We start from the raw sequence: 13,526 nt of genomic DNA, 5'->3' as shown, positions 1-13,526 counted from the left end.
CAATGTTTAGGCGAAAAGGAGACGTTAACGGATGAATTTGCAGCAATTGAAGGTGTTTGTCTACGTAGTGGAATTGCAAAAGCTGTACTTAGTCGCACATAAGCTGAATATTACACAACCGACAGTGACATTCCATTTGAACAAACTGCAGGAGGATGCCGGGATTGCTCTGTTTCATACCAAAACCTATCATGTCATCAAATTGACGGAAGCTGGCAAGGCACTGTACCACTATGCCAGTCAGATTGTTGCCCTGAACGAGGAAATGCTCCGTACTCTGGATGACCACAGGGGCTCCGAGACTGGCCGATTGCTGATCGGAAGTACCCACACACCCGCCACATATATGCTTCCAGCATTGTTATCCGATTTCAAACAGCAGCATAATCTGCTCCTGAGTCTTGATGTAAAACCGGCACGCTACATAATGGAGAAAATAAAGTATTTCGAATTGGATGTGGGCGTTATCTCCCACACTTCCCCGGATGATGCCGATCTGATCTTTGAACCACTGATGAAGGATGATCTCGTCATTATTTTCCATCCCGATCATCCGCTGGCTCGCCAAAGTATCGTTCGACCCAAGGATTTGCAGGCATATCCGCTCGTTGCCCATGAAGAGGGCTCAAGCAGTCGCACGCTGATTGATCAATGGGCGGATGCACATGAGGTCCAGTTCACCCATGCCATTGAAATATCCGGTTCCGAGGCACTGAAATCCATTGTTCGCCTTAATCTTGGTATCGGCATGGTGTCTGAAGCCTCCATTATTCAGGAACTGCAAAAAGGAGAACTAAAAGCCTGCCCTATTCCCGACTGGACTCCATTTAGAACGATCTATGCAGTAAGACACCGGAATAAACTGGTTACGCCAGCATTAAGCCTGTTTTGGCGCATGCTTGTTACAAGCTTTTCAGCTCGAAACGGATGAGTACTTTATTAATTATCCTGCCTGTACTCCCCCACCATAAATCTTTCGCCTTTCCCACATATGACAAACACGAAGCATCCATTGCCAATATTATCAAAGACGCGGGGATCTCTAGAGGAAGTTTTTATCAATACTTCGAGGAAAAAGAAGATCTATATTATTATCTGTTGAACCAGTCCTCGCAGAAAAATAGTGACCGATTTATTGCAGCTTTAAAGGAGAATAACGGAGATATATTCGAAGCTTTTATTGATTCATTTCAATTTATGATTCAGAATCACACCAATCAAGAACACAAAAACTTTTTTAGAAATGCTTTTTTAAATATGAATTATAAAACGGAAAAAACATTTACGAAGAACATTTATGAAGAAAATAGGGATAATCATCTGTTACCCATCATTGCCTTAATGAATACGGAAAATTTAAATATACAAGGGGAACGAGAACTACAGCATATTTTAAAAATTATTTAGCTGTAACTTTTGATAACCTTATTCAAGTATTCGTGAAGGATTTAACATACGAAGAAGCTTTAAAAAATTTTGGTGAGCAAATGGACCTGCTAAAAAGAGGATTTAAAAAAATTCAATAAACAGAAGTGTACAAAAGGAGAAAACAAATATATGGATTCAGCTTTACAAGAAAAAAAACACCCTATTTAATGATTGCCATTCTTTTTATTGGTGCATTTGTTTCATTTCTAAATAACTCGCTCTTAAATGTAGCGTTACCATCCATTATGGTGGATTTAAACAATAAAGATTATTCCACGATCCAGTGACTTTCTACTGGCTATATGCTTGTCAGCGGTATATTGATTCCGGCGTCAGCATTTTTATTAACACGTTTCTCAAATAGAAGTTTATTTATTACCTCCATGGCCATTTTCACTTTAGGTACGGCCATAGCAGCCATTGCACCAAATTTTGGTTTATTACTTACAGGAAGAAGGGTTCAAGCAGCAGGCTCCTCAGTAATGGGACCACTGTTAATGAATTTTATGCTGGTAAGCTTCCCGCGAGAAAAACGCGGAACAGCAATGGGTATTTTCGGATTAGTTATGATTACAGCCCCTGCAATCGGGCCAACATTATCAGGTTTCATTGTAGAATATTATGACCTTCATTGTACGTCAATCAAAAATGGATGAACCATTATTGGATTTACGGGTTTACAAGTATCCGATGTTCGCCCTTGGTTCCGTTATTGCGATTGTAAACGCAGTGGCCATGTTTTCCGGAATGATTTTAACACCGGCATACGTACAAAACGTAAGAGGTATTACACCACTTGATTCAGGTTTAATGATGTTGCCTGGTGCGATAATAATGGGGATCATGTCACCTATTACAGGTAGACTATTTGATAAATATGGTCCACGGGTTCTTGGCGTAATCCGGCTTACGATTACAGCTGTCTCAACGTACATGTTGGCAAACCTGCAAATCGACTCTAGTCACGCCTATATTATCCTTGTATACACTCTGCGTATGTTTGGTATGGCAATGGTGATGATGCCTATTATGACAAACGGCCTTAATCAATTGCCAACACGCTTAAATCCACATGGTACAGCTGTCAACAATACAGTTCAGCAAGTGTCCGGTTCGATTGGTACGGCTATTCTGATTACGATTATGAATTCGGTGACAAAAACAAGAGCTGAAGATTTAATGACAGGTGTTGATCCAACAACCCTGACAGCAGCCAATAAAGCTTTATTAACCCAAGAAGCGTTACTAGCCGGAATCCAATATTCATTCTATATCGCACTTGGCATTAATATTGTCGCATTACTATTAGTTTTCTTCATTAAACGTGCGGAAGTAATTGAGGAACCTGTCGAGACGTTAAAGAATCAGCAGGGTAAGACTGAAACAAAACCTGCGGTAAATTAATTCAAAGCATTTGATCAAAAACAATACAGACAAAATAAGAGACAAAATTAAAAGAATATATAATAAAAATGGAGCCTACTATCTTAAAGATAGTAGGCTCCATTTTTTCTTCCCTCTAAACTTACATGTTATGTATGTTTTCAATCTAATCGACCGGGTATATATTCATCAATGATTTGTTCATTTGGGAGGTTAGATAAATATGTTTATGGAATTAACCATCAAACTAGTAATTAGCTTTTTTGGGCTATGGGCCATCACTTTTATTACTGGTAGAAAAACGCTCAGCCAACTTACACCACTAGACTTCCTATCTTCATTAGTACTCAGTGAAATTGTAGGGAATACGCTTTATGATGATCAGGTAAACATATCTCAACTTATATATGCATTGGCAGTCTGGAGTGCACTCTCTTACCTTTTTGAGAAAGTAACAACCCGATTTGTAAAATTCGGCTATGTAGCAGAAGGCCGGGTTGCTCTTTTAATTGATAATGGAGAGGTGAATCAAAGCTTGCTCAAGAAATATGATATTGAGTTTAAACAACTGCTCTCGATGCTTCGAAAACAGAATGTTTTTTCGCTTCAAGAGGTCAAACATGCTGTCTTAGAAATAGACGGGTCTCTGTCCGTCCTTCGCAAACCTGAATATGAACCACCTTCTGCCCAAGATTTGGGCCTCGAAACATATTCCGATAGTTTTGCTATTACAGTGATTGATAAAGGGGAATTACTGAAAATGTCGATGAGAGGAAAGCACATTGATATGGATAAGGTAAGAATCGAGATGCAAAAACAGGGATATGACAATATTAAGGATATAGCTTACGCGGAATATGGCGAGGATGGAACGCTCTATATCATACCGAGAAAGAGAAAGAAAAACCGAACTATCATTAGAAATATGACATAAAGCCGGGAAAAGTTACTCCCGGCTTTTCGTGTTATTTTCCAGTTTCAGCGAAAGTCTTCATGCGCTCCCCAATCTGGTCACGAACCCTTTGGAATACAGCCCATTTCTCTTTTTCTGAACCTTGCGCTTTCGCGGGATCATCGAATCCCCAGTGTTCCCGTTTCACTTGTGGAGGGGTCATCGGACATTTATCTGCCGCATCCCCGCATAAAGTGACGACGAAATCTGCATTGTTCAGTAGCTCGGAGTCAATGATGTCCGAAGTCTGGCTTGAAATATCGATACCTACTTCCTTCATCGCTTCCACTGCTTTTGGATTCAAACCGTGAGCTTCGATTCCTGCGCTATAAATGTTCCAGTCCTCACTCAGATATTTCTTGGCCCAACCTTCAGCCATTTGGCTCCGACACGAGTTGCCTGTGCATAGGAAATAAAGTGTTTTTTTGCTCATGTTCATCGTCTTCTCCTCGTTGTTTGAATTTATAGAATGCTTAACCACAGATATAGACCCACTAGCGTAATAAGTAGAGTCGGAACTGTGATAATGATACCTGTCTTAAAGTAGGTGCCCCATGAAATCTTGACGCCTTTGGTGCTGAGCACATGAAGCCAGAGCAGTGTTGCCAGTGAACCAATCGGTGTAATCTTGGGACCTAGATCGGAGCCAATAATATTGGCATAGATCAACCCCTCCCGAACGGTTCCCGTAGCAGTTGTTGCGTCAATGGCGAGTGCATCTATCAAGACCGTAGGCATATTGTTCATCAAAGATGAAATGATCGCAGCAATAAAGCCCATACCAAGCGTTGCGACAAACAATCCTTGATCTGCCACGGCCTGGATGACTACGGCCAGCAGATCCGTCAGACCCACGTTACGCAAGCCATAGACCACGACATACATACCGATAGAGAAGAATACGATCGCCCAAGGCGCTTCCTTAACGACTACTTTAGTCGGTACTGCGGAGCTTCGAGAAGCCATAATCAGGAAGAATATAGCAACGACTCCTGCCACAATAGATACAGGTACACCAACAAACTCACTGCCAAAGTAACCGACGAGCAGGATGCCAAGTACAATCCATGACAACCGGAACATCTTCAGATCTTTGATCGCTGTTACTGGTGCTTTCAGTTCACTGGCATCAAACCGCTTGGGAATGCTTTTCCTGAAAAAGAGATACAACACACCGATACCTGCAGCCAGTGAAAACAGATTCGGAATAAACATTTTGCCTACATACTCCATGAACGTAATACCGAAGAAATCGGCAGACACGATGTTTACCAGGTTACTTACAACCAGTGGCAATGAAGTTGTATCCGCAATAAATCCGCTGGCAATAATGAAGGGAAACACTTTTTTCTCATCAAAATTCAGTGCGCGCACCATAGCCAGAACAATTGGGGTCAGAATCAGTGCTCCTCCGTCATTAGCAAAAAAAGCAGAAACTACAGCTCCCAAGATTGAGACGTATACAAACATCCGAACACCTCTGCCATGAGCTGCCTTCGCCATATGTAAGGCTGCCCATTCGAAGAAACCGATACGATCCAAAATCAATGAGATGATAATAATGGCCACAAAAGCAAGCGTGGCGTTCCATACCATTTGCGTAACATCCCAAACATCCTGGAAATTAACTACGCCAACAAGCAACGCCAGAATTGCTCCACCGCAAGCAGACCAGCCTATAGACAGGTTTTTAGGCTGCCAGATGACGAGGACTAACGTTATCAAAAAGATAATGCAAGCAAGAAAAGTAGAAAACGAAAACAAACATATACGCCTCCGATCAAATCAATCATATCCACATAAATATATAAAAATATTCTTATGTATTACCCAAAAATTAATTACATACGGATGAAATATTCTCTTTATTTAAAGACTTAAGAATGACTGCAGAATCCGGCATAAATTCCAACACAGATTTAATATAAGGTGTATCCTCTACATTCAAAGAGTAGTATACCCATTGTCCACGTTTATTCTCTTTAACCAAGCCTTGATCCTTTAACTTGCGCAAATGCTGACTTATCCCAGGTTGTGACATGTCCAGAATGTCTACAAACTCACACACGCACCATTCACGTTCTTTGAGGAGTGTAAGTATCGTCAGACGTGTCTTATCGCCCAGCAATTTTAACTTTTCCGATGCTTCTTGAATAGAATCCATATCACTTACCTCCTTCTGTGTATATAAGCACATGCTTATATTATAATGCAAAAGTCTTAATGTCAATTTTATTAATTGGAACAGGATGAACTACAATCACTTGTTTGCTCGGCTACCTGTACTTGTGGACGATTCAGACTGCATACACCCGTTTCAGGTAGATCCAGTTCTACTTTTGTAGCTGCCTCCAGGTCACCTGCCAGAAAAGCAACCACCGAACGAACTTGTTCATATCCGGTAGCCATCAGGAAGGTTGGCGCACGCCCATAACTTTTCATCCCAACAATATACAATCCTTGTTCCATATGACGCAATTCCTTCTCCCCATGAGGACGAACAGTGCCGCAACTATGAACATTCGGATCGATTAACGGAGCAAGGGTTGCCACACTTTCTGTGGTCGGGTCGATACTCAAGCGTAGCTCCCTAAGGAAGGACAAGTCAGGCCGACTTCCGGCATTCACGATGATCTCATCTATATTTGCTATCACCTGTATCACACCAGGTTGTTCTCCGCTTATGGTAATCTGCTTCCCTTTCTGCTTCAGTTCCTGAATATGGAACGGTGTAACAACAGTGATTTTTCCGGAATCCACCAGTTCATGAATACGACGTCCCAGTTCGCCTCGCGCTTCGAGCTGATCATTCGCTTCACCGCCATATGCTTCCTTCACGTGGTCTTTTCTCATAATCCAGGTCAGTGTCATTCCGGAATTTAATTCTTGGAGCTTGGCAAGATCAAGTAATGTATTCAAGGCAGAGTGACCGCTTCCTACTACAGCAATATGTCTATCTGTATAGCGCTCTCGATCACCCCCCAACACATCCGGAATGCCATAGAATATATGGTTACGTAGAGCTTGTTCCTCAGGAGTCAACACGCCGCTGGCGAGTACAGGGTTAGCATGCCCCCACGTTCCTGAAGCATCAATGATAGCTCTCGCCTCATACCGCTTGGCCTTACCCTCCTCTTCAACGTAGATCATAAAGGGTTGTTTTTCTCGGCTCGCTGTTTTCATTTTATCTGTATTTTTGCGACTGATGCCCACAACACGTGAATTTAAATGAAGATTGGACTGAATCTCTGGAAGTTCTGCGAGCGGGAGTAAATACAGATCTCGAAGTTCATGCCCCGTCGGTAAATCGTCTTGGGCGGGGGCAATCCATCCCTTCTTGGTTAACAATCGTCCAGCCGCTTTATCTACGTTATACTGCCATGGTGAGAACAGACGAACATGGCCCCATTGGGAAATATTCCCACCTACTTTAGTCCCCGCCTCAAGAATAATAAACGATTGACCCGCTTCGATCAGATGAGCTGCTGCAGCCAACCCAATAGGTCCTGCACCAATGATAACAATAGGTAGATGGGTTAAATCTCCTTGGTTTAAAGACTCCGAAGGGGAAACCTTCTTTTTCTCTAAAGTGGGAGCACAGCAAGAATTAACTTGTTTTAATTCAACGTTTTTCATATCAATGTACCTCCAGTATGTTTAAATATACTTGCATTTTGCAAGTGTTTGAGCAATGTAACGGGGTAATGAAGCCCATTACCCCAGCGGCGTACAACACATTTTCGATTTTAGCATGCTCTCATTGAGCAGTTTAATAGACTGAATGACGGTTTCTTTTTCCGTATCCGTCATGAAAGAAAAAACCTCACCCAGATGAGCATTCATCCGATGATCTATAGCCGTTGTTACAAACTGTCCCTCGTCTGTCAAACTGAGAATGTATACTCTCCGATCTTCGGGCAGTGGTGTTTTTTGAACCAGATTTTTCTTGATTAGAGTCTGTACTTGACGACTGAAGGTTGTGATATCCATGGCGAGCGTTTCAGCAATTTGTTGCATGGACGGCTCATGTTGATGGTCAATTTCGTATAGGATATGGCTCTGAATCAGAGATATTTCCTGCTCTCCAACCGTGCAACAATTTTTATCCAGTAAGCCAAAACGACGGACCATGATTTGTAGCAGCTCTCTGGGATTTTGAATATCTGGCAACATGATCACCTCTTGGTCATCATTATAACCACATTACTTGCAATTTGCAAATATATAACAAAAACAGCTATTACAAAACCTCCCTACCACCAGTGACAATAACATTCCAGATCTCTTCCAAAATTTATCTCAGAGAAAAGATAACTTCAATCTCACTCACGATCTAACAAAAAATCTAAGTGAGTTTAATGTCTAAAATTTTAAATATAAATAGATTTTATAGAAAGAGTTAACAGCAAAATGTCAATTTATCTTCATACTATTGCGACAATCCATTGACTTGTCTGTGACAATAGTTATGTTGTTATGATAATTCTGATATATTAATACATGGAGATGAATGATCTTGATCGTAATGTCAATGAGTAGATAACTACACATCATTACTGTAAGGATATTAGGAGGAATAAGATTGTGTTATTAGCGATATTAAGTATGCTTATGGTTGTACTGTTTTCAGCATTCATTGTTCTTAAAACGTATAAGCGAAAAGAAAAACTTACAGGTATGCCTGGCATGATGATAGCTATGACCGTTGGAATGATGTCAAGCCTTGCACTTGGTGTACAATTAGGCATTGTATTTCCACGTGATTTAACAGTCCCATCCATTACCGCCATATTGTTCGGCTTGGGAGCTGGATACTTCACAGGCAAACCTATCAGTATATTAGCAGCTTTGGATGGTATGTTAGCAGGAATTATGGGTGGCATGATGGGCGCAATGCTCGGGGTAATGGTTGGCCCTTCCTATATCATGATGATCTTTGTTGACATCCTATTCATTTTTATTTTGAGCGTTGCTCTTCAATTGTCGAATCAAGAAACGGATACTAGCCATCAAACAAATAAAAGTGGAATCGGAATGCCGTTTATTGGAGGTATACTTACTGTCGCTTTTGGAATTGTAGCTGTGGGTGCAACGTTATTTTACCAATATCAACCGAATGATACATCGGCAATTAAATCACAAGAATCACAAAGTGAGCAAGCTAATTCTCTTCAAGAAAATTCAGGATATCAGATTGTTTCAGTCGATGTAAAATCAGATGGTTTTAGTCAAGAAAATATTGAAGTAAAAGCTGGGATTCCGACGAAAATAAATTTTATAAAACATTCAGGTTATACATGTATAAGAAGCGTTCAGTCTAAAGATTTAGGAATAGATGTGTATCTTGAAAAAGGAGATAATTTCATAACCTTAAATGATCTGAAACCTGGAACGTATAAATTCAATTGTGGCATGTACATGTATTATGGAACGATCACCGTAGTATAAGCGAGAAATGTAGGATGAAAGGCAAGCACTTTAATGATAGAGTCTAAATGACAGTATCTTTATCACTTCCAAATTGTCCATAGTATTTCAGTCAAATAGGGAATGTTGTGTCAGTTAATCATGACATAATGTTCCCTATTTAAATTGCTTTTGTTAATCTTCATACAACAACGTAAAAAAACGCCAGCGAAAGCCAGCGAAAATTCTAAAGCTTTACTTTTAAACTAAGAAAGCTTTGGAGATGATGACCAACAGGATAAAAAGTACCAGAATTGCACCAACGGACGTGAAACCACCATATCCTCCACCAAGTCCTCCTACATTTCCATAGCCAACTTTACTCATGTTTCTTCCCCCTTTTTGTGGTATGTGTTAGATTATTCAGGGTTTCTTAATTTGACAAGGCTGTAAATAAAAAAGGCTACTGCGTCCTCCTCCCTTTCATCTGTAAGCTTTTTGTAAGAATGAATTAATTGTAAAGTGTAATTCATGTTTTACCTCCTTGAGATATGTACCTGACCCCCAAGATATAATTTGGATATTATAATTTTTTTACATCTTACTCTACAATAAATAGTAAATACAAGGATTAGAAAGGAGGCGAGTTAAAGACCTCCATCCTAGGTGATAATATTCATCTCCACTCCGGCTTTTCTTACAACAAAAAACCGTTAACCCTTTTCAGCATTAACGGTTTGGAGTCGTTACCTTATTATTATTTAGCTGGTGGAATACTTTGCGGGTTATTAAATACATTTTTCGGATCGTATTTCGCTTTTACTTTTCGCAATCTGGCGTAGTTCTTTCCATAATAGGTCGGCCCTGGATTTTTAATACCTTGGTCTGGTACGTTAATGTAGGACCCTACAATATAAGGTTGCAATTTCTTTCTTGTGTTCCGAGTCAAAGCAATATTTTTAGCTGCACGCGATGGCTTCACCCATGAGCTGTTCCATTCCACATAAAATTCAGCTTTTCGCCAGTAAAACGCAGTGGCTTGAGGAGCGACTCGACTTATAGCTCCGCCCCAGTTTAGGAAATAGAAACCGGCTGGTGTACCTTCCTCTGCATTTTCCAGAAACTCACGCATGACTTTGAAGGCTTTATCCGGGAATGGCTGTCTGCCAAAGCCACTGGAAAACTGGTTGCTGTACCTTTGAGTGAGCACAGGATCTGGGGCTAGCAAAAACTTCGTGGCTGCCCTGTATGGCAGGTACAGAATGCTTTTTTTAGTAGGCGTTCCTACGCTAAGAATGGGTTCCAACTGACGAAGGGCTTCACTCTTCGAACCGAGGTATACCCCTAGCATGCTAACATTTCCGCCTTTTTTGGGACCAACACTTAATTCACTTCCCAGCTTGTTACTAGCCTTAGGCGCCCATACTTGCCATTTCTTCACGACTTTTTCGAACTGTTCCCATGGCCATGTGATACTAAATACAGTAGCTTTGGCTGGAGAGCGCCGCACTTTAAATTTATATTTAGTGTATACACCGAAGTTACCGCCTCCGCCGCCACGTGTAGCCCACAGAAGATCGGAATTTTGCTTTTTGTTCGCCCGAATAATCCGCCCTTTAGCGTCAACCATTTCGAGTTCGATTAGATTATCACTGATGAGACCCGTTGTCCTTTGCAGTGGACCAATTCCTCCACCAGGTGTTATTCCACCAATCCCAACCGTTGGACTGTCACCAAATGGGGCCATAAAACCTTGTCGAGCCAACGTATCCACGATTCTTCCTACCCGATTACCTGTCTCAACGACGGCCGTTCCGCTTTTTTTGTTTAACTTGATTCTCTTCATTTCGCTAACGTCGATGACAATACCACCATTGACTTGTGAAAGGTTGGACTCTAAAGCGTGCCTCCCACTTCTCGGACGAATAGGGACCTTGTTTTGACGCGCCCATCTTATGGCATTCGCTACATCCAGTGTTTTTTGAGCAAACACAAAAACTTTAGGGAATCTGTCCGTATGCGGATCCCAGTTCTTCCGAGCCACTTCATATCCAGGGTCACCTTTAAACACCACTCGCCCTGTAAGCTTAACTTTTGAAATCATGTATCTATCCAACTCCTTAGTTATGAAAACACATAATTTTCATTAACAAATTAGGCTGATTCCATATAACCTATGAAGGAGAATCATGTTGTGTTTGGGCGTATAAAAAAAGAAAAATATCGGATCACGAGCAACCTACGCTCGGGATCCGATATTTTCGAATGAAATCATTTTTCCTTATGCAATCACTTTAGTTGAATCTTGAAGACATCTCCTGCTTCACCACCAAAGACGATAAAACCACCTTTGGGAAGCAGCGTTGATTGTTGATTCGTTGCTTTCGAAAATTGAACCACTTCACCTTTAGCGTTATATACCGCATAACCTCCACTCTCCGGAGAATCCACCGTTAACGTTTTGTTCGCCGAGCGGGAATCGATGGCATACCACCGAGCTTGACCGTTTGACGGGATGGTGGTGATGCCTGTTTTGCCACCGAAAATTGGTGTGATGGCCTCCTCCGCAATATACTCCTGTCCATCCTGAATTAAGTGCTCAGCTTCATTCTTCGTACGGAAATGCAGATCGAAAGCATCTCTTCCGTTCATAACAGGAATCTGGGCGACATTCTCTGCATTGTCCGGATCAACAACTCGGGTACCATTCGCATATCCGTTCTCCACATCTACGGTCAGGTTTTTGATCAGCATCGTTGGCACCAAATAGAAGATTGATGTTATCTTTTCATCCAGCGCGTAATATTTCGAGCCGTTTCTAGCCTTCCATTTCTCTTTCGATGCTGTGTCCAGCGAATTATTTTCCAATTTTTGATAATCATATGTGTTCATCACCGTTTGGCCTAAAGCGGGCAACGTGATATTCGCCTGAACTTTAAAATATACCTTATTGTTGCTTTCTTCCTCAAAGCTGACTTTCACACTTCCGTCGCTACTCGTAAATTGTCCTTCACCAGTGTACACGTAATTCTGTTCCGGGATCATTCCTCCCTGCATAGCCGGAAGTGCGATTTCGCCATTCTTAACCTCTATATCAAGGGTTGAACCTACCGTACCATAGAGGCCGGAATACGCCGTAAACTCAGCAGGCATCTTCATTTTGACTGGTGGTGAGAATATCTGATCAGGCTCTATCTCATCGATGATGCCTTGATCCTCAAGAACCTCCAGCAGAACTTTAGTGGCAAACATCTGATTATAGATAGAAGACCCGCCCGAAGAAAGGACCGCCATTGATATATCATGTTCCGGTATAGTGATTAATGAGGCATGATACAACATGGTGTCTCCACCTTTGGCAAGTGCAGTAATGCCATAATCGCTGAACGGTGCAAGTGCCACAGCATCCCATCCAAGACCATAGTTGAAGGTATTTCTCTCTTCGGACACCCATATTCCTTGACGATATTCATGTTTTCGCATGGATTCTGCTGCTGATTTGGACAAAATATCCGGTTTGTTTCCTATCAACATTTCAGCGAATTGGCTTAATTCTTCTGCAGTCGAGTAGACTCCACCCGCACCGATGATATTGGCATTTTCAACAGGCAGTTTTGTTTCAAACGAAGGCCAATATGTTTCGGATAATTGGTTTCTATCAAAAGAATCAAGTGGTGTCTTGGTTGCTTTCAACTGTAACGGATCGCTGATGAACTTGGCAATAAATTCGCTGTAGCTCAATCCACTCACACGTTCAACCAATATCTCAAGCAACTGAAATCCATCATTGCAGTAAACGGAATAGGCTCCCGGGTTTGATTTCAATTTCTCTGACTTTAGTTTGAGCAGTAATTCATCATGATTGCGGGTATCGGTATCGTCAAATAACATACTGTTTCCATAATGGGTACCATAAAGCCCGGAAGAATGGTTCATGAGCATTCGCGGGGTTATTTGGGTATATCGGGCATCTGCCATTTCAAAATCTTTAATATATGAAGTGAGGGGCTGATCCAGATCCACTTTACCGGAATCGACCAGCACCATGGTGGCAGCCGTGACAACCATTTTGCTAACGGAGCCTATTCCAAACATGGTATCTTTGTTGACTGGTGTCTGGGATGCCTTGTCCTGGAATCCAACACTGTCGGACAAAACGATTTTCCCTTCATCCATGATGGCATATTGCAAACCTGTGACACCATAATTCTGCACCATCTCTGTGGCGAGTCGCCCTGCCCGATCCTCGATCACCCCCACCTTGTTCGCCTCTGCCCTGACATCTGTCATCGGAATGACCACAAGTACAGCCGTACATAGCATACTGATTAGCTTCTTCTTCATTTAACAACTTCCT

Annotated in this window: 11 protein-coding genes and 2 pseudogenes; 5 read left to right on the top strand and 8 right to left on the bottom strand. The window is 41.6% G+C overall.

Annotated elements, in window-relative coordinates; translation table 11 throughout:
• The first annotated feature begins 31 nt into the window (after positions 1-31).
• From ACFVQB_RS18005 to ACFVQB_RS17990, 4 genes and pseudogenes are all read left to right on the top strand, one after another.
• Entirely contained in the window at positions 32-931 is a 900-nt protein-coding gene (locus ACFVQB_RS18005) for a LysR substrate-binding domain-containing protein (RefSeq protein ID WP_379441843.1), read from the top strand.
• Positions 928-1,526 (top strand): annotated as a pseudogene (locus ACFVQB_RS18000) (TetR/AcrR family transcriptional regulator). Before ACFVQB_RS18005 ends, ACFVQB_RS18000 begins: the two are co-directional and overlap by 4 nt.
• Before the next feature lie 69 nt (positions 1,527-1,595).
• Positions 1,596-2,832, top strand: a pseudogene (locus tag ACFVQB_RS17995) (MDR family MFS transporter).
• 202 nt (positions 2,833-3,034) lie between these two features.
• Positions 3,035-3,745, top strand: coding sequence for a DUF421 domain-containing protein (locus tag ACFVQB_RS17990; protein WP_379441840.1), 711 nt, complete (start codon positions 3,035-3,037; stop codon positions 3,743-3,745).
• A gap of 31 nt (positions 3,746-3,776) precedes the next feature.
• On the opposite strand, the gene arsC is transcribed toward ACFVQB_RS17990, so the two are convergent.
• From arsC to ACFVQB_RS17965, 5 genes are all read right to left on the bottom strand, one after another.
• Positions 3,777-4,196, bottom strand: a complete 420-nt coding sequence (gene arsC / locus ACFVQB_RS17985) for an arsenate reductase (thioredoxin) (protein WP_379441836.1) — start codon at positions 4,194-4,196, stop codon at positions 3,777-3,779.
• 29 nt (positions 4,197-4,225) lie between these two features.
• Positions 4,226-5,527 (bottom strand): arsenic transporter, encoded by a 1,302-nt coding sequence (locus tag ACFVQB_RS17980; protein WP_379441834.1) that lies wholly within the window; start codon positions 5,525-5,527, stop codon positions 4,226-4,228.
• 73 nt (positions 5,528-5,600) lie between these two features.
• A complete protein-coding gene (locus tag ACFVQB_RS17975; RefSeq protein ID WP_379441831.1) occupies positions 5,601-5,927 on the bottom strand; it encodes an ArsR/SmtB family transcription factor in 327 nt (108 codons plus the stop codon).
• Positions 5,928-5,998: 71 nt separating this feature from the next.
• Positions 5,999-7,399 (bottom strand): NAD(P)-binding domain-containing protein, encoded by a 1,401-nt coding sequence (locus ACFVQB_RS17970; RefSeq protein WP_379441827.1) that lies wholly within the window; start codon positions 7,397-7,399, stop codon positions 5,999-6,001.
• A gap of 78 nt (positions 7,400-7,477) precedes the next feature.
• A complete protein-coding gene (locus tag ACFVQB_RS17965) occupies positions 7,478-7,924 on the bottom strand; it encodes a MarR family winged helix-turn-helix transcriptional regulator (RefSeq protein WP_379442835.1) in 447 nt (148 codons plus the stop codon).
• A gap of 423 nt (positions 7,925-8,347) precedes the next feature.
• Between ACFVQB_RS17965 and ACFVQB_RS17960 the strand changes: the two genes are divergently transcribed.
• Entirely contained in the window at positions 8,348-9,211 is an 864-nt protein-coding gene (locus ACFVQB_RS17960; protein ID WP_379441825.1) for a cupredoxin domain-containing protein, read from the top strand.
• A gap of 219 nt (positions 9,212-9,430) precedes the next feature.
• On the opposite strand, the gene ACFVQB_RS17955 is transcribed toward ACFVQB_RS17960, so the two are convergent.
• The 3 genes from ACFVQB_RS17955 to ACFVQB_RS17945 form a co-directional block, all read right to left on the bottom strand.
• Positions 9,431-9,556 carry a YjcZ family sporulation protein gene (locus tag ACFVQB_RS17955; protein ID WP_379441822.1) on the bottom strand — a complete coding sequence of 42 codons (126 nt, stop codon included), beginning with the start codon at positions 9,554-9,556 and terminating at the stop codon, positions 9,431-9,433.
• A 370-nt stretch (positions 9,557-9,926) separates the two neighbouring features.
• On the bottom strand, positions 9,927-11,273 hold the full coding sequence (locus tag ACFVQB_RS17950; RefSeq protein WP_379441818.1) for an FAD-binding oxidoreductase: 1,347 nt from the start codon (positions 11,271-11,273) through the stop codon (positions 9,927-9,929).
• A 185-nt stretch (positions 11,274-11,458) separates the two neighbouring features.
• Entirely contained in the window at positions 11,459-13,513 is a 2,055-nt protein-coding gene (locus tag ACFVQB_RS17945; RefSeq protein ID WP_379441815.1) for a serine hydrolase domain-containing protein, read from the bottom strand.
• Positions 13,514-13,526 lie beyond the last annotated feature (13 nt).

This window comes from Paenibacillus sp. NPDC057886 (genome assembly GCF_042796655.1).
GTDB lineage: Bacteria > Bacillota > Bacilli > Paenibacillales > Paenibacillaceae > Paenibacillus.
The sequence above is the reverse complement of the archived record's forward strand: the minus strand, read 5'-3'. Positions and strand labels throughout refer to the sequence as shown.

Excerpts from the sequence above, each read along its gene's own strand:
- ACFVQB_RS18005 (WP_379441843.1), top strand. The coding sequence starts at position 32 with ATGAATTTGCAGCAATTGAAGGTGTTTGTCTACGTAGTGGAATTGCAA.
- ACFVQB_RS17990 (WP_379441840.1), top strand. The coding sequence starts at position 3,035 with ATGTTTATGGAATTAACCATCAAACTAGTAATTAGCTTTTTTGGGCTA.
- arsC (WP_379441836.1), bottom strand. The coding sequence starts at position 4,196 with ATGAGCAAAAAAACACTTTATTTCCTATGCACAGGCAACTCGTGTCGG.
- ACFVQB_RS17975 (WP_379441831.1), bottom strand. The coding sequence starts at position 5,927 with ATGGATTCTATTCAAGAAGCATCGGAAAAGTTAAAATTGCTGGGCGAT.
- ACFVQB_RS17970 (WP_379441827.1), bottom strand. The coding sequence starts at position 7,399 with ATGAAAAACGTTGAATTAAAACAAGTTAATTCTTGCTGTGCTCCCACT.
- ACFVQB_RS17955 (WP_379441822.1), bottom strand. The coding sequence starts at position 9,556 with ATGAGTAAAGTTGGCTATGGAAATGTAGGAGGACTTGGTGGAGGATAT.
- ACFVQB_RS17950 (WP_379441818.1), bottom strand. The coding sequence starts at position 11,273 with ATGATTTCAAAAGTTAAGCTTACAGGGCGAGTGGTGTTTAAAGGTGAC.
- ACFVQB_RS17945 (WP_379441815.1), bottom strand. The coding sequence starts at position 13,513 with ATGAAGAAGAAGCTAATCAGTATGCTATGTACGGCTGTACTTGTGGTC.